This is a genomic window from Nonomuraea wenchangensis, assembly GCF_900111685.1.
GTDB lineage: Bacteria > Actinomycetota > Actinomycetes > Streptosporangiales > Streptosporangiaceae > Nonomuraea > Nonomuraea wenchangensis.
On record NZ_FOHX01000019.1, the window covers coordinates 94200 to 114169 of the forward strand.

Annotated in this window: 21 protein-coding genes and 1 tRNA gene; 10 read left to right on the forward strand and 12 right to left on the reverse strand. The window is 69.9% G+C overall.

All coding sequences use genetic code 11. The features are described 5' to 3' along the window. Nucleotides 1-34: 34 nt before the first annotated feature. Entirely contained in the window at nt 35-979 is a 945-nt protein-coding gene (locus BMW85_RS39585; protein ID WP_091092128.1) for an RNA polymerase sigma-70 factor, read from the reverse strand. Nucleotides 980-1273: 294 nt separating this feature from the next. On the opposite strand from BMW85_RS39585, the gene BMW85_RS39590 reads away from it, so the two are divergent. Then, nucleotides 1274-2401: an ATP-binding protein gene (locus BMW85_RS39590; RefSeq protein WP_218156145.1), complete on the forward strand. Its 1128-nt coding sequence runs from the start codon at nt 1274-1276 to the stop codon at nt 2399-2401. A gap of 284 nt (nt 2402-2685) precedes the next feature. Here BMW85_RS39590 and BMW85_RS39595 read toward each other — a convergent pair whose 3' ends face one another. The 8 genes from BMW85_RS39595 to BMW85_RS39630 form a co-directional block, all read right to left on the reverse strand. Continuing rightward, nucleotides 2686-2967: a GntR family transcriptional regulator gene (locus BMW85_RS39595; protein WP_177241118.1), complete on the reverse strand. Its 282-nt coding sequence runs from the start codon at nt 2965-2967 to the stop codon at nt 2686-2688. A gap of 859 nt (nt 2968-3826) precedes the next feature. Beyond that, a tRNA-Val gene (locus BMW85_RS39600) sits at nt 3827-3898 on the reverse strand. Nucleotides 3899-3915: 17 nt separating this feature from the next. Beyond that, on the reverse strand, nt 3916-4875 hold the full coding sequence (locus tag BMW85_RS39605) for an ROK family protein (RefSeq protein ID WP_245775328.1): 960 nt from the start codon (nt 4873-4875) through the stop codon (nt 3916-3918). A 63-nt stretch (nt 4876-4938) separates the two neighbouring features. Next, complete coding sequence (locus tag BMW85_RS39610; protein ID WP_091092131.1) at nt 4939-5259, reverse strand: hypothetical protein; 321 nt, start codon at nt 5257-5259, stop codon at nt 4939-4941. Nucleotides 5260-5285: 26 nt separating this feature from the next. Next, entirely contained in the window at nt 5286-5750 is a 465-nt protein-coding gene (locus BMW85_RS39615; RefSeq protein ID WP_091092133.1) for a peroxiredoxin, read from the reverse strand. A 58-nt stretch (nt 5751-5808) separates the two neighbouring features. Continuing rightward, nucleotides 5809-6237: a DUF3052 domain-containing protein gene (locus BMW85_RS39620; protein WP_091092134.1), complete on the reverse strand. Its 429-nt coding sequence runs from the start codon at nt 6235-6237 to the stop codon at nt 5809-5811. A 117-nt stretch (nt 6238-6354) separates the two neighbouring features. Beyond that, nucleotides 6355-6762: a secondary thiamine-phosphate synthase enzyme YjbQ gene (locus BMW85_RS39625; protein WP_091092136.1), complete on the reverse strand. Its 408-nt coding sequence runs from the start codon at nt 6760-6762 to the stop codon at nt 6355-6357. A 9-nt stretch (nt 6763-6771) separates the two neighbouring features. After that, nucleotides 6772-6996, reverse strand: coding sequence for a DUF1918 domain-containing protein (locus BMW85_RS39630; RefSeq protein WP_342743491.1), 225 nt, complete (start codon nt 6994-6996; stop codon nt 6772-6774). A 76-nt stretch (nt 6997-7072) separates the two neighbouring features. Here BMW85_RS39630 and BMW85_RS39635 point away from each other — a divergent pair, with 76 nt between their 5' ends. From BMW85_RS39635 to BMW85_RS39655, 5 genes are all read left to right on the forward strand, one after another. After that, the gene (locus BMW85_RS39635) at nt 7073-8629 is read left to right on the forward strand and encodes a HAMP domain-containing sensor histidine kinase (protein ID WP_091092137.1); all 1557 of its coding nucleotides are present in this window, start codon (nt 7073-7075) and stop codon (nt 8627-8629) included. Continuing rightward, nucleotides 8626-9282 (forward strand): response regulator, encoded by a 657-nt coding sequence (locus BMW85_RS39640; RefSeq protein ID WP_245775329.1) that lies wholly within the window; start codon nt 8626-8628, stop codon nt 9280-9282. Before BMW85_RS39635 ends, BMW85_RS39640 begins: the two co-directional genes overlap by 4 nt. Nucleotides 9283-9639: 357 nt before the next feature. Further along, nucleotides 9640-12387 (forward strand): pyruvate dehydrogenase (acetyl-transferring), homodimeric type, encoded by a 2748-nt coding sequence (gene aceE, locus BMW85_RS39645; protein ID WP_091092139.1) that lies wholly within the window; start codon nt 9640-9642, stop codon nt 12385-12387. A 174-nt stretch (nt 12388-12561) separates the two neighbouring features. After that, nucleotides 12562-14067: an alpha/beta hydrolase gene (locus BMW85_RS39650; RefSeq protein WP_091092141.1), complete on the forward strand. Its 1506-nt coding sequence runs from the start codon at nt 12562-12564 to the stop codon at nt 14065-14067. 9 nt (nt 14068-14076) lie between these two features. Continuing rightward, the gene (locus tag BMW85_RS39655) at nt 14077-14850 is read left to right on the forward strand and encodes a maleylpyruvate isomerase family mycothiol-dependent enzyme (protein ID WP_091092142.1); all 774 of its coding nucleotides are present in this window, start codon (nt 14077-14079) and stop codon (nt 14848-14850) included. A gap of 228 nt (nt 14851-15078) precedes the next feature. On the opposite strand, the gene BMW85_RS39660 is transcribed toward BMW85_RS39655, so the two are convergent. Continuing rightward, on the reverse strand, nt 15079-15441 hold the full coding sequence (locus BMW85_RS39660; RefSeq protein ID WP_218156146.1) for a VOC family protein: 363 nt from the start codon (nt 15439-15441) through the stop codon (nt 15079-15081). A 97-nt stretch (nt 15442-15538) separates the two neighbouring features. Beyond that, nucleotides 15539-16267: a helix-turn-helix transcriptional regulator gene (locus BMW85_RS39665; RefSeq protein WP_091092146.1), complete on the reverse strand. Its 729-nt coding sequence runs from the start codon at nt 16265-16267 to the stop codon at nt 15539-15541. A 254-nt stretch (nt 16268-16521) separates the two neighbouring features. Here BMW85_RS39665 and BMW85_RS39670 point away from each other — a divergent pair, with 254 nt between their 5' ends. After that, a complete protein-coding gene (locus BMW85_RS39670; RefSeq protein WP_091092148.1) occupies nt 16522-16812 on the forward strand; it encodes an alpha-amylase inhibitor in 291 nt (96 codons plus the stop codon). Here the strand turns inward: BMW85_RS39670 and BMW85_RS39675 are convergent. Continuing rightward, nucleotides 16802-17845: a PHP domain-containing protein gene (locus BMW85_RS39675; protein WP_091092150.1), complete on the reverse strand. Its 1044-nt coding sequence runs from the start codon at nt 17843-17845 to the stop codon at nt 16802-16804. The genes BMW85_RS39670 and BMW85_RS39675 overlap by 11 nt on opposite strands. A 100-nt stretch (nt 17846-17945) precedes the next feature. Between BMW85_RS39675 and BMW85_RS39680 the strand changes: the two genes are divergently transcribed. The 3 genes from BMW85_RS39680 to BMW85_RS39690 are packed head-to-tail and all read left to right on the forward strand — an operon-like array spanning nt 17946 to nt 19955. Further along, complete coding sequence (locus BMW85_RS39680; RefSeq protein ID WP_091092152.1) at nt 17946-18341, forward strand: hypothetical protein; 396 nt, start codon at nt 17946-17948, stop codon at nt 18339-18341. Nucleotides 18342-18344: 3 nt separating this feature from the next. Continuing rightward, complete coding sequence (locus BMW85_RS39685) at nt 18345-19490, forward strand: glutathionylspermidine synthase family protein (protein ID WP_091092154.1); 1146 nt, start codon at nt 18345-18347, stop codon at nt 19488-19490. Between the two features lie 33 nt (nt 19491-19523). After that, nucleotides 19524-19955, forward strand: a complete 432-nt coding sequence (locus BMW85_RS39690) for a DUF350 domain-containing protein (protein ID WP_091092155.1) — start codon at nt 19524-19526, stop codon at nt 19953-19955. The last annotated feature ends 15 nt before the right edge of the window (nt 19956-19970 follow it).

A 19970-nucleotide genomic window follows, 5' to 3' on the forward strand; every position in this document is an offset into this window, starting at 1 on the left:
CGCGATCCCTGACAGGAACCGCCTGTGATGTGGGTCACCAGCTCACCGGGAGCGGGCGATGAGGCCCAGCGGCCGCCCACTGGCGCGCGACGCGCTGAAGTTTGTCGGGGTTGACCTGGATGTGGATCGAGGCGACCCCGTCGGGGGTCGCCTCGAGGCAGAGCACGCCGACGACCTGCTCGCCGACCTCGACCAGCACGGCAGGACCGCCGTTGACGACGACGGCGTGGAAGACGGGATCGCCGCCGACGAGGGCGCGCTTGGCGTCGCTCCGCTGGAACATCCCCCGCAGGTACTGCGCGATGCCCATGGCTCCGATGACCGGTTTCCTGCGCGCGACGACCTTCCCGCCGCCGTCGGCCACGCTGACCGCGTCGTCGGCGAGCAGCTTGATCAGTGGCTTCGTGTCGCCGCTGAGGGCCGCGGCGAGGAACTCCTCGACGATCTTCCGCGCGGCGACCACGTCGATCTCCGTACGGGATCGTTCGACGGCCAGATGCTGCCTGGCACGCCGGTAGACCTGCTGGCAGTTCGACTCGGTGAGGTCCAGGATCTCGGCGATCTCGCGGTGCGCGTACCCGAACGCCTCGCGCAGCACGTACACGACGCGCTCATTGGGGGTCAGCCGCTCCATGAGGGTGAGCATCGCCATGGAGACCGACTCGCGCTGCTCGAAGGTGTCGGCGGGACCGAGCATCCGGTCCCCGTCCAGCACCGGCTCAGGCAGCCACTGCCCCACGTACGTCTCCCGCCTGGCCCGGGCCGAGGTGAGCTGGTTGAGGCAGAGATTGGTGAGCACCTTCGTCAGCCACGCTTCGGGCGTCTCGATCCGTTCCCGGTCGGCCGCGTGCCAGCGCAGGTACGTGTCCTGCACCGCGTCCTCCGCATCACCGGCCGACCCCAGCAGCCGGTAGGCGATCGCCTCCAACCGGCCCCTGAAGCTCTCAAACTGATCGATTTCGTACGTGCAGAGCGACATCGCCCCATGATCCGCCATGCCCGCAGGTCACGTCCACACGGCCGGCTCCGGAATGCCGGACCGGAACAGCGTGAAATATAACCAGAACCCGAGTAAATGTAACCAGACCATGGTTACATTTACCCATGGGCCAGCACGTGCACGAGTTGATCGCACGTCTCCGGACGACCAGGGGCGACTACGACGATGTCGAGGTCAAGTCGGCGGCAGGAGGGTTGCCGCAGTCGCTCGGCTCAACCCTGAGCGCGCTCGCGAACCATCCAGGTGGATGGGTTCCCGGTCATTGTCGCCAGGGTGCATGAATGCGATCCGTCAGCCAAGCCGTGTCGGATCGCGGCGTCGGGCACGGCATACATGCGGGGATATGACGGAGACTTCCCGCTGTCAGATTTGGAAGAACAGGCGTTCCTTGCCGCCCGGAAGCCGCCGCTCTTCGACCGGCAGCCTGTTACAGGAGCGACCCGCGAGGACCTGGACGACGACCTTGTCACAGCCTTCCTACGTTCGGTGCGCGAACGGGATCCCCACGGCCTCGGCCGTTTCCCGGACGATGCCGAGTTGCTCCGACGTGCTGGAGTGACCCTGCCCGACGGCACTCCGACCGTCGCGGGTCTTTTGGCTTTGGGGGTCCATCCACAGGAATGGTTTCCGCGCTTCGTCATTCAGGCTTCGGCGGAGCCGTTGCCGACCGATCCCGCAGGATCGCGGGCTCGAAATCAGACAACGATCACTGGGGCCATTCCACGGATGCTGGAAGAGGCCCTGCGCTGGGCACGACGAACCTTTGACACCAGCGTCGTGTCAGCGCCGGACGGGACTGTTCGTGATCAGCCCGCCTATCCGTACATCGCCTTCCGCGAGATCATCGCGAATGCTCTCATCCATCGCGACCTCGATCATTGGTCGTCTGGCATGGCTGTGGAAGTTCGGCTCCGCCGTGACCGGTTGATTGTCTCCAACCCGGGGGGCCTGTATGGCATCACGGTCGATCGGCTAGGCCAGGATGCCGTCACCTCCGCACGCAATGCGCGACTCGTTGCGATCTGCCAACACGCTCGCACGCCAGAAACAGGCGCGCGAGTGATCGAGGCGCTGGCAACCGGTATTCCGATCGTGGCCAATGCCCTGGCAGAAGCCGAACTCCCACCTGCGCATTACATCGACGCCGCCATCCGATTCACCGTCGTCCTACGGCAGCAGACAGTTCCCGTCATCCACCCGGGCTCCAATCTGAACGAGACGGAGCTGCGCGTCTATGACGCCTTGGCGGCCCGGACACGCAGTGTCGCCGACCTCAAGCAGGAACTGGACCTGTCCGCACCCAACATTCGTAAGGCACTCCGCGAACTGCGATCGAGAGGGCTCGTTGAGCAGTTGGGGGGCCAAGGACGGCCGACAACCTACCGGAGAGTCTCGGAATAGAGGGATGCTGATGTCTTTGCACGCCGGTTCGCCCCGTCGGCGTCACTGATGCTCAGGCGCGCGTGGCCGCTTGCGCGAGCCAATGACCTAACAGTCCGAAGAGTGATCGCCACGGGGTTTTCTGATGCAGGTGGGCGGTACTGGGTGCGAACCAGTGACCCCTCGCTTGTAAACCACATCACGGTCAGGTGGGACGGTCAGCGATACGACCTCTCACCTGGCCGTTCATTCCCTGAACGATCATCGACGTCCGCGCCCGTCCACGGCGGTTGTCACCCAGTTAGTCACTCAGGCTTCGAGCGCTTCGCCTGCTCGGCCTCGATCTCCTTGCGCTCTTCGGGCGTGGTCACGAAGCTACCCATGCCGGGCTCCGTACGGATCAGCCCGTCCGCGCGAAGGGCGCGCATGACCTTCTGGCCGGTGGCATTGGCGATACCGAACTCTTCGATGAGATCGATCAGGGACGGGATGCGCTCCCCTGCCTTGTAGTCGCCCGTGCGGATGCGCTCGGCGATGATCGCGTGCACCTGCCGCCACCTGGGCTGATTCGCCTTCAACTCCACCATTGCAGCAACGTTAGGGAGACATGCCGCGCCATGGCGATGGACAGCGCGCTAGGTACGCTATGGCGCGCTATAGCTTGAGAGGCTTATGATGCGGCCATGACACCAGCCCAGAACCTCCTCGGCCTCGGAATCGGTGAGTGCGCGAGCCGCCACGTACGCATGCTGAGAAAAGATCATCAACGCGTGGAGTGGGCGTCACCATGCGGCACTATCGAACGACTTCGCCCGCTGGCCTGGACCTGCCCGTGCAAGGCCACGGTGTACGAGCTGTGCTCCAGCGGGGCCAGAGGTCTCATCCGGCGTACTGTCCAGCACAGCGCAGGGCACGTGGTACACGAGACGCGCATGATGTCGATCAACGATGCCTGGACCCTCTGGGCCGCTCTCTTGGATGGCGCCGCCCGCTGAGCCATCAGAGAGGCATCTCCTCTCCAGAGGCGACAAGTGCGGCCACCGTCTTGTCACCTCGTACGCCGTCGACTCACCGCGTAGCGGCAGCGGGCCGGGGACGGAGCGTCAAGCCCGGCTTCGCGTGTACGTTCGCCGGTCGCCATTCCTCGGCCATGTGTTGCCCTGCGGTCTGAGCCGGGCTTGATGCGGAGGAGCCGGGCTGCTGGGCTTGCCTGAGTCGATGGTGTGCGAGGTGATCACCCACCGCATGTCGTGGCGTACGACGAGAGTCGTGCCGCCTGGCTGCCGGTGGCGCAGGCGGGCTGGGAGCACAGTGACTCTACCGGCACCAGATCCGGCCCGTGATCATGCAGGGAGCTGCGGCGATGGACAAGATCTTCGGGAGTTAGTCACTCACTCAGTCACTCAGACGCCGTTTCCAAGATCAGAGATCAAACGTTTACGCAGGTGGGCGGTACTGGGTTCGAACCAGTGACCCCTCGCTTGTAAGGCGAGTGCTCTACCGCTGAGCTAACCGCCCCTGATCGGCACTACACCTTACGACACCAACGGGGCCGATCGCACATCCACGTCCCACCCGGGCCCCAGCTCCGGCCGGCCGGCGGCGCGCCAGCCCAGGAGGGCGGCGCCGAGCATGCCGGCGTCGACGCCCAGCGCGGCCGGGAGCAGCGGCGGGGCGTCGCGGAAGGCGAGGCGCTTGACCAGGCGCGTGCGTACGGGGTCGAACAGGGCCGGGCCGGCCTCGGCGAGGCCGCCCCCGAGGACGATGGCCGAGGGGTCGAGCAGCAGCGTGTACGTGGCCAGGGCGAGCGACAGCGCCTCCACGGCCTCGTCCCAGATCTCGATGGCGATCGGGTCGTCGGAGGTGACGACCTGCTCGGCCCTGACGCCTTCGAGGCCGGCCCGCTGGCTGTAGCGGCGGCCAACGGAGGCGGCCGACGCGTACGTCTCCAGGCAGCCGAGCTGGCCGCAGGCGCACTGTTCGCCGTCAGGGAAGACCGGGGTGTGGCCGATCTCGCCGGCCCAGCCGGAGGAGCCGCCGTACGGCTCGCCGCGGATGACGGTGGCGCCGGCGATGCCGGTGCCGATGGGGAGGAAGAGGAAGTCGGCCACGTCGCGGCCGGCGCCGAGCACGCTCTCGGCGAGGCCGCCCGTACGGACGTCGTGGCCCAGCATGACCGGGATGTCCAGCGTGGTGAACGCCGAGGCGGGGACGTCCCGCCAGCCGAGGTTGGTGGCGTAGATGGCGGCGTGCTCGGAGACCAGGCCGGGCACGGCGAGGCCCACGCCGGCGGGCTCCCCGTCACCCGCGGCGGCGAGGTGGCCGATGAAGTCGGAGATGGCGGCCACGACCGCGTCCCCGCCCTCGGTGCGCGGGGTGGGGCGCCGCTCGCTCAGCAGCACCTTGCCGGAGTCGCTGACCAGGCCGCCCTTCATGGACGTGCCACCCACGTCGAGCGCGACGACGAACGACGAGCTACTCGACGTACTACTCAATGCGGACACGATAGGAGACGATAGCGCAGCTCATCCGGTGGCCGGGAAGTCGCCTGACGGGGGTCAGGCGCGGCCGAGCACGCGGTTGAGCGCGGCCTCCACCTCCGCCGACAGTCCCGGCGGCGTCTCCATCGCAGGCGGGCAGCCTGGCGCCTTGCCCGAGCGGGCCATCCAGACGGCTCCGCAGGCCCGGCACTCCACCTCCCCGAGCCGGCAGATGAGCGCCGTGGACCCGCAGGTGCCGCAGTGGTCCAGGTCGAGGTCGTGCAGGCGTTGACAGTCCGGGCAGATCAGGACCTGGGACTCCGCGCGCACCCCGCGCTGCCACGGGCTGGAGCCGCGGACCGGGTCCGTCTGCCGGGCCCCGCAGCGGTAGCAGGGCATCGTTGCCTCCGAAGTCAGTGCCGGTGTCAGTGGATGTCGGCGAGCGCCTTGACGTAGTCGGCGACGTCGCGCGCGGCGGAGATCGGGTTGATCACCGACCATCGGGTCACGCCCTCGCCGTCGATGATGAAGGTGCCCCTGCGTGCGAGCCCCTTCGTGTCATCGAACACACCGTACGCCTGGGCGACCTGTCCGTGTGGCCAGAAATCGGAGAGCAGCGAGAAGGGATAACCCTCGCGATCCGCCCAGGCACGGAGGGTGAAGACGGAGTCGACGGACACCGTCAGCACCCGCACGTCGTCGCCGAAGGCGGTGTCGCGCAACGCGTCCAGCTCGCTGCCGCAGATGCCGCTGAAGGCAAGCGGATAGAAGACCAGCACGACCTTGCGGCCCCTGAGCCCGGACAGGCGCACCGGAGCGCCGTGCTGGTCCTGCAGCTCGAAGTCGGGAGCCGGGGCGCCGACCTCGACAGGATGTGCGTTCACGCCCATATCCTGCCGCATGCCGGGCGCCGTGACTCCCCGGGTGGTCGAAGCTCTCTGCGGGTCCTTACCTCCGGCCCTTTGGCGTCACGAGCCGGGTGCCGGACCAGTCGGGGGCTGCCGAGACACTGCTGGTCTGCGACAGGCCCGCGGTGGCGGCGTCCTCCCCGATGTCGCTCGGCTCCACATGGCCCTCGCGTCCGGACTTAGGGGTGAGCAGCCAGATCTGGCCGCCCTCGGCGAGTGCACGCATGGCGTTGGTCAGCGTGTCGAAGAGGTCTCCGTCGCCGTCGCGCCACCACAGCAGCACCACGTCCACGACCTCGTCGCTTTCCTCGTCCAGCAGTTCGGTGCCGGTCAGGTTCTCGATGGAGTCACGGAGATCGTCGTCGACGTCCTCGTCCCAGCCGATCTCCTGCACCACCTGACCCGGCTTGAGGCCGAGTCGTTCGGCCAGGCCGCGCTCGCCCTGCGCCTGACCCGCGGTCGCGCTCACGTTTATCCCTCCTGCTTGAGTGGCCCCGCTTATGCGGTTTATCGCTTCGGGACAGTCCACACGCTGTGACCCTCAGTCGTCAACGGTCGCCACGGGTACGGCCGTACTCGGCCAGTTTCAATGCGACAAAAACGACAGGCGAACCTGGCGTTGCGTGTTGTCGACGTTGAGGTCCACGACGGCGATGGACTGCCACGTGCCGAGCGCCAGCCGCCCGCCGAGCACCGGTACGGTCGCGTACGGCGGAATCAGCGCGGGCATGACGTGCGACCTGCCGTGACCGCGCGAGCCGTGCCGATGACGCCAACGGTCGTCGGCCGGCAGCAGCTCCCGCAGTGCCGCGATCAGGTCGTCGTCGCTGCCGGAGCCCAGCTCCAGCAGGGCGACTCCGGCGGTGGCGTGCGGCACGAAGATGTGCAACAGGCCGTCCTCGCCCTGACCGTGTACGAATTCGGCGCACTGGCCGGTGATGTCGTGCACGGTCTCTCGCGAACCTGTGGCCACAGAGATGATTTCTGATCTCACGAACTAATCTTACGTAGGCACATCGACGGCATCAGGGCCGGGAAAGACCGGCCCGCTGCGCCCGTCGCCGGAGCGTGCCACGCGGGGCGGCTCCCCGTACGAGCCCCTGACCTCCGTGATGACACCGCTCCTGTCCTTTTCCTCCACGCCGTCGGCGTGTGCCAGGAGACGGTCTCCTGCCGTTGCCTTCATACCTCCCACACTGGTACCCCGAAAGCCGGACGAAAAGACCATGTCCCTAGAACGAATGATTTTTACCTCCCTCTCCTGGGGGAGGACCCGGGACTGACCGGGACGTTACGCTGCGCGGGTGTGGGGTTCCGGGCTGCGCGGGCGGATGGCGGCCTCGTACGTGCTGGTCACGACCACCGCCGTGTTCCTGGTCGAGGCCGTGATCGCGGCGACGTTCCTGATCCCGCAGGCCAACGCCTCCGACCTGGCGGCGGTGCTGCGGGAGCAGGCGTCGAGCGACGCGCAGCTGATCGGCCTGGAGGTGGCGAGGCTGAGCCCCGCCGCTCCGGTCCGCACCAGGCTCCCCGTTCCCGATGTCCCCGACGTTCCCGATATGCCGGACGTCCCCGACGTCCCGGGCGACGCCCTGAGAAGGGCCGGCGCGGACGGCCGTGAGCTGCTGCGGGCGGCCGTGGCGGCGGCCGGGAGCCGTACGCTCGCGGGCGGCGCGCGGCCGCACGCCGAGCCGGGCCTCGCCATGCTGGAGACCGTCGTGGACGTGAACGGCGTGATCCTGGCCGCCGGCGCCCCCCGCATCCACCCCGTGGGCAGCGAGCTGGACGTGCCGCTGCCACCGCTCGGCCGCGAGGACGCGGGCGACGGCCGCACCGTGACGGGGCGGGCCGTCTGGCACGTCAGCCCGGTCCTGCGCAAGGAGCCGGCCGGGCCGCTCGGCTTCGAGGTGATCGGGTACGTGCACGTCCAGGCCCCTGCCGACGCCGAGGTCGCGTCCGTCCCCGACCTCACGCCCATGATCGTCCCGACGCTGCTGGTGCTGGGCCTGGTGCTGCCGGTGGGGCTGGTGTTCGGGCTGCTGAGCACCCGGCGGCTGATCGGCCGCCTGCGCCGGCTGGCCGCGGTCACGACGGCGGTGGCGGCCGGCGACTTCCGCCCCCGGGTCGCGGTCTCCGGCTCGGACGAGGTGAGCACGCTGGAGCAGTCGTTCAACGTCATGACCGACCGGCTGGGCGCCGCGGTCGAGTCGGCCAGGCTCACCGCGCGTACCGAGGCCAGACAGGCCGAGCGCGGCCGGATCGCGCGGGAGCTGCACGACTCCATCTCCCAGGACCTGTTCTCGCTGAGCCTGCTGGCCGCGGGCATGCGCCGGGCGGCTCCCGAAGGGCTGCGCGGTCAGGCGGAGGCGATGGAGCGGACCTCCGCCCGCGCGATGCGCGAGATGCAGGCGCTGCTGCTGGAGCTGCGGCCGGTGGCGCTGGAGGACGCCGGGCTGGTGCCCGCGCTGGAGGAGCTGTGCCGGGCGTACGAGACCAGGCTCGGCGTACGGGTCGAGGCGGTGCTGGAGGAGGTCGCGCTGGAGGCGGCGGCCGAGCACGCGGTGCTGCGGCTGGTCCAGGAGGCGCTGGGCAACGCGGTCAAGCACGCCGCCCCCTCCCGGGTGGAGGTACGGCTGGGCCGGGACGCGGACGGCGCGGTCACCGTCTCGGTGTCGGACGACGGCTCGGGCTTCGACCCGGCGGACGTGGCCGGGCGGCACGGGATGGGGCTGTCGCTGATGCGCGAGCGGGTGACGGAGCTCGGCGGCCGGCTCGACGTCCGCAGCGACGCGAACGGGACGACGGTGACGGCGACGGTGACCGCGGCAGCGACCGCAATGGGGGCGGTGAGGCGCGCGTGAGCGTCCGGGTGCTGATCGTGGACGACCACGAGGTTGTCCGGCAGGGCCTGCGCTTCGTCCTGGAGCAAGAAGACGGGATCGAGGTCGTGGGCGAGGCGGGCGACGGCGAGGCCGCCCTGCGGGCCGTACGCGCCCTGCGGCCGGACGTGATGCTCCTCGACCTCGTCATGCCCGTCATGGACGGCCTGCGGGCGCTGCGGGCCCTCAGGGAGGCAGGCGACGGCCCGGCGCCCGCGGTCATCGTGCTGACGTCCTTCCAGGAGGAGGACCGGGTGGTGGAGGCGGTGCGGCTCGGCGCGCTGTCGTTCCTGTCGAAGACGAGCGCGGTGGACCGGGTGGTCGAGGCGGTCCGCGCGGCGGCCCACGGCGGCAGCGTGCTGGAGCCGGGCATCGCGGCGCTGCTGGTCCGCCAGGTGCGGCGCGCCGAGCGTCCCCGCCCGCTCGACACGCTCACGCCTCGGGAGCGGGACGTGCTGGCCGCGCTGGCCCGTGGCCGCTCGAACGCCGAGATCGCCCGCGACCTCCGCATGGGGAGGGAGACGGTCAAGTCGCATGTCAGCAGCGTCCTCGCCAAGCTCGGCGTGTCGGACCGCACCCAGGCCGCCATATACGCCCTCCAGCAGGGGCTCGTGCCGCTCGACGAGGCTCTTTGACGGCCCGGCGGGGAGCCCGGCGGCGGTCCTCGGGAGGCGTGACCGCTAGACTCGGCCGGCCGCCCGGTGACAGCCCCGTCCCTTCTAGGGAAGGGCGGGCGCGGCGGGCAGGGCCCCGTGGAGCAGGACCGGGACACGCGAGCGAAATTTCGTTCATTTTGCTGTCTTGTTAAAATGCTCCTGGGATGTAACCTTTGACTGCGAATCGTCCTACCATCGGTGGTCTAGGCCATCTGAGAGTCCCTGCCAGCAGGGACACGCTGGTTACCGGCCAGTAGAGATGCGTTTTCTACGGCTAGAGACCAGGATGGAAGACGACCAGACCAGACATCAGTCATTCTCGGAAGGCGAGACCCAGTGGCTTCCGGACGCCAGCGATTCTCGATCATCAGCGACGGCCTACCCAGCCAGCTGCCTGATGTCGACCCCAGTGAGACCAATGAGTGGCTCGAGTCTCTCGACAACGTCGTCAAGACCGAAGGCCGCACCAGAGCCCGCTACCTGATGCTGCGCATGCTGGAGCGGGCCCGCGAGCACCAGGTCGGCGTGCCGGGCCTGCGGAGCACCGACTACATCAACACGATCCCGCCGGAGCGCGAGCCCTGGTTCCCGGGTGACGAGCACGTCGAGCGCCGCATCCGCGCCTACATCCGCTGGAACGCGGCGGTCATGGTGTCCCGGGCCAACGCCCGCACCAACGTCGGCGGTCACATCGCGACCTACGCCTCCGCCGCGTCGCTCTACGAGGTGGGCTTCAACCACTTCTTCCGCGGCAAGGACCACGGCGAGTCGGGCGACCAGGTCTTCTTCCAGGGACACGCCGCGCCGGGCATCTACGCCCGCGCCTTCCTGGAGGGCCGGCTCAACGAGGCGCAGCTCGACGCGTTCCGCCAGGAGCTCTCGCACGGTTTCCACGGCCTGCCCTCCTACCCGCACCCGCGGCTCATGCCGGACTTCTGGGAGTTCCCGACGGTCTCCATGGGCCTCGGCCCGATCGGCGCGATCTACCAGGCGCGGTTCAACCGCTACCTGCTCAACCGCCAGATCAAGGACACCAGCCGCAGCCACGTGTGGGCGTTCCTCGGCGACGGCGAGATGGACGAGCCCGAGTCGCTCGGCGCCATCGGCGTGGCCGCCCGCGAGGAGCTGGACAACCTCACGTTCGTCATCAACTGCAACCTGCAGCGGCTCGACGGCCCCGTACGCGGCAACGGCAAGATCATCCAGGAGCTGGAGTCCTACTTCCGCGGCGCCGGCTGGAACGTCATCAAGGTCGTCTGGGGCCGCGACTGGGACCCGCTGCTCGCCGCCGACGTCGACGGCGTGCTGGTCAACCAGATGAACACCACGCCCGACGGGCAGTTCCAGACCTACTCGGTCGAGTCCGGCGCCTACATCCGCGAGAACTTCTTCGGCTCCGACCCGCGCCTGCGCAAGATGGCCGAGCACCTGTCCGACGACGAGATCCGCAAGCTGTCGCGCGGCGGCCACGACTACCGCAAGGTCTACGCGGCCTTCAAGGCGGCCCGCGAGCACGTCGGCCAGCCGACCGTGATCCTCGCCCAGACCATCAAGGGCTGGACCCTCGGCAAGGACTTCGAGGCGCGCAACGCCACGCACCAGATGAAGAAGCTCACCAAGGCCGAGCTCAAGGAGTTCAGGGACCGGCTCTACCTGCCGATCCCCGACTCGGCGCTGGAAGGCGACCTGCCGCCCTACTTCCACCCGGGCGAGAACGACGCCGAGATCCAGTACATGAAGGAGCGCCGGGCCGCGCTCGGCGGCGTGCTGCCCAAGCGGGTCCAGCGGGCCAAGCCGATCAAGCTGCCGGGCGACGAGGTCTACAAGAGCTTCGGCAAGGGCTCGGGCAAGCAGCAGGTGGCCACCACCATGGCCTTCGTCCGCCTGCTCAAGGACCTCATGCGCGACAAGGAGATCGGCCACCGGTTCGTGCCGATCATCCCCGACGAGGCTCGCACGTTCGGCATGGACGCCATGTTCCCGTCGGCGAAGATCTACTCGCCGCACGGCCAGACGTACGAGGCCGTCGACCGGGAGCTGCTGCTGTCGTACAAGGAGGCCGTGCAGGGCCAGATCCTGCACGAGGGCATCAGCGAGTCGGGCTCGATGGCCTCGGCGATCGCCGCCGGCACCTCGTACGCCACGCACGGCGAGCACATGATCCCGATCTACATCTTCTACTCGATGTTCGGCTGGCAGCGCACCGGCGACCAGATGTGGCAGATGGCCGACCAGCTGACCCGCGGCTTCCTGCTGGGCGCCACGGCCGGCCGCACCACGCTCAACGGCGAGGGCCTGCAGCACGAGGACGGCCACACGCCGCTCATCGCCTCCACCAACCCGGCCGCGGTCTCCTACGACCCGTCCTGGGCGTTCGAGGTGGCCCACATCGTCAAGGACGGCCTGCGGCGCATGTACGGCGACCAGCAGGAGAACGTCTTCTACTACCTGACCGTCTACAACGAGCCCTACCTGCAGCCCGCCGAGCCGGCGAACCTCGACGTGCAGGCCCTGCTCAAGGGCCTCTACAAGTTCGCCGACGGGCCGCAGACGCAGGGACCGAAGGCCAACATCCTGTCCTCGGGCGTCGCGGGCCCGTGGGCGATGGAGGCGCAGCGCCTGCTCGCCGAGGACTGGGGCGTCTCCGCCGACGTGTGGTCGGCCACGTCCTGGTCGGAGCTGCGCCGCGAGGCGCTGGCCTGCGAGGAGCACAACCTGCTCAACCCGGAGGCCGAGCAGCGCGTCCCCTACGTCACCCAGGCGCTGTCCGGCGCCCAGGGGCCGTTCGTGGGCGTCAGCGACTACATGAAGGCCGTCCAGGACCAGATCGCGCAGTGGGTGCCGGGTGACTGGTCCTCGCTGGGCACCGACGGGTTCGGCCTGTCCGACACGCGCTCGGCGCTGCGCCGCCACTTCCACGTGGACGCGGCCTCGATCACGCTGGCGGTGCTGACCCAGCTCGTACGCCGCAAGGAGCTCGACGCCGAGGTGCTGCGCGAGGCCATCGCCCGCTACCACCTCAAGAACGGCGTCACCGAGGCCGGCGGCGCGGAGAGCAACGACACCCAGTCGATGGGCGTCTGACACATCCATCAGGGACGCTCCCGCGAATCTCCTCGCGGGAGCGTCCCCGTGTTCGGGGGACGGACGGGTGAGGCGGCGCGTTAGGAGGGGTACGGGCCGCCTCACCCACGTTTGGTGCGAGGTCACGTATTGTGGGCAGTCTTCCCCCGGAGTTGACGAGGGGAAGTTTGTGCCATGCGAGGTGTCCTAGCCGTCGCGCTGCTCGTCGGGGCCGCCGGTTGTTCCGCTGTTCCGGCCGAGCCCGTCGCGCAGTCCGTCCCAGGGCCCCAAGCCGGCGCCGGCCAGGTCGAGTGGGGCCCGTGCACCGACATCAAGCGCCCTGACGGCGAGCCGCCGGCCCGCCAGGACAGCTCGGTGCGGTGCGGCAAGCTCACGGTGCCGCTCGACTACGACAAGCCCGACGGCGAGAAGATCGACCTGGCGCTGATCAAGATGCCGGCCACGGGGCAGCGGCTCGGCTCGATGGTGTTCAACTTCGGCGGCCCCGGGGCCTCCGGCGTGGACACCCTGGACCAGGCGGGCAAGGCCCTCGCCCCGCTGCGCACCCGCTACGACCTGGTCAGCTTCGACCCGCGCGGCGTCGAGCGCAGCTCCGGCGTGCGGTGCGGCAACGGCGCCGAGATGGACCGGTTCACCGCCCTCGACACGCTCCCGCCCGACGACCGGACGCACCGCGAGGGCGAGCAGATGAACAAGCAGTTCGCCGCGCTGTGCCAGAAGAACTCCGGCAAGATCCTGCCCTACGTCGGCACCGTGAACGCCGCCCGCGACATGGACCGCATCCGCGCCGCCGTCGGCGACCCGAAGCTCAACTACGTCGGCATGTCGTACGGCACCCAGCTCGGCGCCGTCTACGCCACGCTGTTCCCCAAGAACGTGGGCCGCATGGTGCTGGACGCGCCGCTCGACCCGACGATCACCTTCGAGCAGCGCACGGTCGCCCAGACCCGCGGCTTCCAGCACGCCTACGACAGCTTCCTGCGGGCCTGCGTGAAGGACGGCTCGTGCGCGGTCGGCAAGGACGTCCCGACGGCCAACACCAACGTCGAGAACCTGATGAACGAGCTGACCGCCAAACCCCTCAAGGTCAGGGACCGCGAGCTCACCCAGGGGCTCGCCTCGACGGGCGTGGCGGCCGCGCTGTACTCCGAGCTGACCTGGCCGTTCCTGGAGCAGGCGCTCGGCGAGGCGCTCCAGGGCCACGGCGAGGCGCTGCTCTACCTGGCCGACACCTACACCGGGCGGTCCACGGACGGCAGCTACTCGACGCAGATGACCAGCTTCCCCGCCATCACCTGCGTGGACACCGCCGAACGGCCGAGCGAGACCGACCTGCGGCGCACCGAGCAGCAGGCGCTTCAGATCTCGCCGCTGTTCGGCAGCGAGGGCTCCGGCGGGCTGTGCCGGGTGTGGCCGGTCAAGGGCAGCGACCAGGCGCGGCACGTGAACGCGACCGGCTCCGCGCCGATCGTGGTGATCGGCGGCAAGGGCGATCCGGCCACGCCGTACGAGTGGGCGCCCAAGCTGACGGCCCAGCTCAAGACCGCGACGCTGGTGACGTACGAAGGCGAGGGGCACGGCGCCTACCTGTCGGGCAGCAAGTGCGTCCGGGGGCTCGTGGACAGTTACCTCATCAACGGGAAAGTGCCGCAGAAGGGCGCCACCTGCCCGGCGGCCTAGTCTGGTCCGGTGAACTACGAGCCGCAGATCGAGCAGGAGACCGAACGCCTGGCGGAGCTGGCGGAGCTCGCGGGCGACCTGTCCGCGCCCGTGCCCTCCTGCCCCGGGTGGACGATGGCCGAGCTGGTCACGCACGTCGGCCAGACGCACCGCTGGGCGGTGCACGTGCTGCGCGAGCGGGTGCAGGAGCGCATCTGGTCGCGCCAGGTGCCGAGCGGGCTGCCCGAGGGGCGCGACGGGGACGCCGGATGGCTGCGCGCCGGGGCGGCCGAGCTGGTGCGCACGCTGCGCGAGACCGACCCCGACCTGCCGGTCTGGACCTGGGGCCCGGACCGGCGGGCGGCCTGGTGGCCGCGGCGGATGGCGTACGAGCTGGTCGTGCACCGGGTCGACGCCGAGCTCGCGCTCGGCATCGACCCGGTGGTCCCGGCGGCGACCGCCGCGGACGGCATAGAGGAGTTCCTGCACAACCTGCCGTCCGCGGTGTGGGTCACCCGGCGGCTGGCGGAGCTCGGCGTGGAGGGGGCCACGATCCACCTCCATGCCACCGATCCCGCCGACGCCGCACCCGTCCCCGGGGGCGTCCGGGGCGAGTGGACGATCACGCAGGGCCCCGAAGGGCGCGTCGAGTGGACGCGCGGCCACGCCAAGGGCGACGTCGGCGTACGGGGCCCGGCCGCGGACCTGCTCCTGCTGCTCTACGGCCGCCGCTCGCCCGACGCCCTCACGGTCCACGGCGACAGCGACCTCCTGACCCGCTGGCTCACCACCGCGGCCTTCTGACCCCGCTCTGCCGGCCCTGGGCCGTCGGAGCAGGGTCGCCGTCGGAGCCGGGTCAGGGCCCTGGACGCGCCGCCGCTCGGCGATCGGCGGCGTGTCCAGGGCGCGGGGTGACTCCGCGCCGCCCGCGAACCCCTCGTCGTGAGCCCTGAGGGGTAGGGCGGGCACGCGCGGCCCCATGGCGGCCGGGATCGGCGGGGAAGGTGCTTCCCCCGGCCGGCGCACGGGTGGTCACCTGCGGTGGAAGATCCCGAAGAGGCTGCCCGAGGTGTCCTGGAGGTAGGCGAAGTCGGTGCCCGGCCCGTCGCCGACGACCTTGGTGATCACCTTGCCGCCGAGCGCCTCGGTGCGCGCGCAGGTCTCCTCCACGTCGGCCACCTGGACGTGGAAGACCGCGTGGTCGGGGAACTCTCCCTTGGTGTTGAAGAGCCCGCCCGCCGGCTCCCCGCCGCCCGCATAGCCGATCATGCGGTAGTCCATCGGCCCGCCGCCGTCGCCGTCGGCGAACGTCCAGCCGAACAGGCCACCGTAGAACCGCTGGGCGCCTTCGGGGTCGCCGGTCGCGACCTCGAACCAGGTCACCGTGTTGTCCATCGCCATCTCCCTCTTTCTCGAACAAGACAACGATCCACCCGTTGGGCGACAACCCTATGTCGGTGTTTCCTCTTGACTTTTCGAACATCTGCGTGACCTAGTCGAGGAGCGTCCCGTGCACGATCATCTCCGGGACGTCGGTGGCGAAGCCCTCAAGCGGCCGCTCGGGGCAGCGCTCGGCGGTGACGGTCGCGGCGGCGATGCGGTCGAGCCGGAAGACGCGTACGTCGTCGCGGAGCCGGCACCAGGCCACGAGATACCAGAACCCGCCGCGCCCGCCGAGGAAGACGCCGGGCTCGACGTCGCGCGAGGTGAGCGCGCCCTTGGCGTCTGCGTAGTCGAGCCGCAGCACCCGCCGCCGCAGCAGCGCCTCCTCGATGGCGCGCGAGACGTGCTCGGCGCCGAGCGGCTTGGCCTCCTCGCCGCTCTCGCCGGGACGGCGGACGAGCTGCACCCGGCGGGCCAGCTCGCGGGCCAGCTCACCCTCCGGCCCCGGCATGGCGGCGACGACCTTGCGTAAGGCGCTGTGGGCGTGGCGGCCGAACGGCTGATCGCCCGCCTGGCTGAGCGCCACCGCGATGGCCACGGCCTCGGCCGGGCTGAAGTTGAGCGGGGGCAGGGACATCTTCTTGTCGATGGCGTAGCCGCCCTTGCGGCCCGGCTCGGCGTAGATGGGGACGCCCGACTCCTGGAGCGCCGTGATGTCGCGCTCGATCGTGCGCACGCTGACCTCGAACCGCTCGGCGAGCGCGCGGGCGGAGCGGCAGCGGGGCGCGATGGCGCGCAGGTCCTCGACGAGCGCGTAGAGCCGGTCGGTACGATTCACAGCCGTGACGCTACGTGCCGCCACCGACAATCGCGGCCCGCGGCGCTCCCTCGCCACAGCCTCCTGTCCGCCCGGCCATGATGTTGTCACCGCACCGGCCACCGTTTCGGGCCTTCGGAGGTGCTTCCCGGCCCGGACGGCTTTCCGATCGAGCAAAATCCGGCGAATCCCGACCACCCACCTCCGAGCCACAGGGTGACATGTCGATAACGGGGAGTTATCAACCGCCCGGGGCGAGGAGTAGCGTCCAGGCCATGCGACCGAGAACGATTTTCATCGCTGTCCTGGCCGGCTGCGCGACGCTCGCCCCGGCGGTTCCCGCCGCCGCGCAGGCCCGCGGCACCGCTCCCTCCTGCGTCGCCCGCATCGCCGACGAGCAGCCGCACGGCCTGATCGTGTGGGTGCGCAACGGCTGCGGCAAAACCATGCGGGTCAAGGTCATCATGGACTGGGCCCGCGACACGGACTGCGTCACGCTGCTCGACGGGCGCTCGCGCGAGTGGACGTACAAGACCGGGTCCTACAACCGCACGGTCACCTGCTGAGCCGTTCGGGACGGGAGCGGGTCCAGTCGAGCAGCCGGTCCAGCGGCCAGGTGTTCACGATCCGACCGGCCTCGATCCCGCATCTGGCCGCCCGCTCGCAGCCGTACCGCTGCCAGTCGAGCTGGCCGGGCGCGTGCGCGTCGGAGTCGATCGCGAACAGGCAGCCCATCTCGTACGCCAGCCGCATCAGCCTCTTGGGCGGGTCGAGCCGGTCGGGCCGGGAGTTGATCTCGACCGCCACTCCGAACCTGCGGCACGCCTCGAAGACCAGCTCCGCGTCGAACTCCGACTCCGGCCGCTTCACCCCCCGCTCGCCGCCGCCCCGCACCACCCGCCCGGTGCAGTGGCCGAGCACGTCCACCCGGGGGTCGGCGACGGCGGTCACCATGCGGCGGGTCATCTCCTCGCCGTCCATGCGCAGCTTGGAGTGCACGCTGGCGACCACCACGTCGAGCCGGTCCAGCAGCTCGGGCTCCTGGTCGAGCGAGCCGTCGAGGTTGACGTCCACCTCGATGCCGGTGAGGATCCTGAACGGCGCGAGCCGTTCGTTGAGCGCGGCCACCACGTCGAGCTGGCGCTCCAGCCGCTCGGCCGACAGCCCCTTGGCGACGGTGAGGCGCGGCGAGTGGTCGGTCAGCGCCCAATACTCGTGCCCGAGCGAGCGCGCCGCCTCGGCCATCTCCTCGATCGGCGAGCCGCCGTCGGACCAGTCGGAGTGGCTGTGCAGGTCGCCCTTGAGCGCGGCCCGCAGCGCGGCGGTCTCGGCGTCCAGCTCCACGCCCTCGGTGGCCCGCATACGCCGCAAATACGTCGGAACCTGGCCATCGAGACTTTCGTTGATCACCAGTGCGGTGACCTTCCCGATGCCGGGCAGGTCGCCGAGCCCGCCGTCGCGGGCCAGCCGCAGCAGCTCCTCCTCGGGCAGCTCGGCGACGACCGCGGCGGCGCGGCGGAAGGCACGTACGCGGTACGTCGGCTCACCGGCGCGTTCGAGCAGGAAGGCGATCTCGCGCAACGCCTCGACCGGGTTCATGGGTCCCTTCTACCCCATGTCCTCGGGCGGGGCGCAGTTGCCGATTGAACGCGGCCGAGAGCCACCGGTAGGCTGATCCGCCACTGAAAGCAGGAGCTACATGGCAATACCGCCGCAAAACAAGTCGAAGCCGCCGCAGGACCGTAAATCCTCCAAAGTCGTCCAGCTCACCATCCTCGGCGTCATCTCCGTGGTCCTCGTCGGCTACTGCGCCGCGACCGCGGACGACGACGACGTCACCGCCGACTGCGTGGTGCAGCTCGCCGACGGCACGTACGAGGTCGTGGACGACGACTACTGCGACGACGACGACGGCCATGCGCACTACTACGGCGGGTCGCGCGGGGCGTACATGTGGTACTACGGCGGCATCCGCACCGGCAACAAGATCCGGGGCGGCACCACCTACCGGCCCTCCAACGTGGACATCTCCTCCCGCAGCGGCAAGTCCATCCAGCGCGGCGGTTTCGGCAAGAGCTGGAGCGGCGGGAGCTGAGGCATGCGTCGCGAGCACAGCACTCCCAGGGACGGCTGGGAGAAGACGATCGAGGGACAGGGCCTCGCCTACCACCGCGCCGCCCACCCCACGGGCCTCGCCCGGCCCTACTGGGACGAGTCGGTGCACTACGTCTTCTCGATGGCGGAGATCGAGGCGCTGGAGGAGCAGGTCGAGGAGCTGCACGGCATGTGCCTGCGCGCCGTCGAGCACGTGGTGAGCACCGGCCGCTTCGCCGACTTCGCCCTGCCTGAGTGGTCGTGGGAGGAGGTCGCGCGCTCGTGGGAGCGGCGTGACCCGCACCTGTACGGCCGCTTCGACCTGCGCTACGACGGCACCGGCCCGGCCAAGCTGCTGGAGTACAACGCCGACACGCCCACCTCCCTGCTGGAGGCGTCGGTCGTGCAATGGTTCTGGCTGCAGGACGTCCACCCCGGCGACGACCAGTGGAACTCGCTGCACGAACGGCTCATCGACCGCTGGCGCGCGCTGCGGCTGCCGCCCGGCCCGGTGCACTTCGCGTTCACCAACGCCGACGAGACCGGCGAGGAGGCCATGACGGTCGCCTACCTGCAGGAGACCGCCGAGCAGGCGGGGCACCCGACGATCTCGGTCGCCATGGAGGACATCGGCTGGGACGACCTAGGCCGCCGCTTCGTGGACGCCGGCGACCAGGTGATCCGCTCGGCGTTCAAGCTGTATCCGTGGGAGTGGATGCTCTCGGACGACTTCGGCCACCACGCCGTGCGCCACGCCACCTGGGTCGAGCCGCTGTGGAAGGCGCTGCTGTCCAACAAGGCGCTGCTCGCCGTGCTGTGGGAGCTCTATCCCGGGCATCCCTCGCTGCTGCCCGCCTACCTCGACGGGCCGCGCGAGCTCACCTCGTACATCTCCAAGCCGCTGCTCGGCAGGGAGGGCGCCTCCATGAGGATCGTCACCCCCGGGGGCACGCGGGAGACGCCCGGCCGCTACGGCCGCGAGGGCTACGTCCATCAGGGCTTCGAGGCGCTGCCTGAGTTCGGCGGCGAGCGCCCGGTGCTCGGCGCCTGGGTGGTCGCCGACGAGGCCGCCGGGCTCGGCATCAGGGAGAGCACGGGCCTGATCACCGACGACACCTCCTCCTTCGTCCCGCACCGCATCGCCGACTGACATCCCCCGACAGAACAGAACCAAGGAACAGACGTGACCCTTCTGGAAACCCTCGCCCGCGGCTCCGGCGCCATCGCCTCGTACGCCGCCGTGGGCGTACTGCTCATGATCGTGGGCTTCTACGTGATCGACTGGGCCACGCCGGGCAAGCTCAGCGAGATCATCCGCAGCGGGCGCAACCCCAACGCCACCCTGCTGGCCTCCTCCGCCATGGCGGCCGTCGGCCTGATCGTGGCCGCCTCCATCTGGTCCTCCGGCGGGCGGCTGGCCGAGGGGCTGGCGGGCACGGCGGTGTTCGGCCTGGTCGGCATCGTGGTGCAGACCGTGGCGATGCTGGTCTTCGACCGGATCGTCGGCATCTCCGTACGTGACCTGGTCCAGGAGCCCGAGCTGCAGCCGGGCGCGCGGCTGCTGGCGGTGACGCACGTGGCCATCGGCCTGATCACCGCGGTCGCCGTGATCTGAGTCGCCGTGATCTGA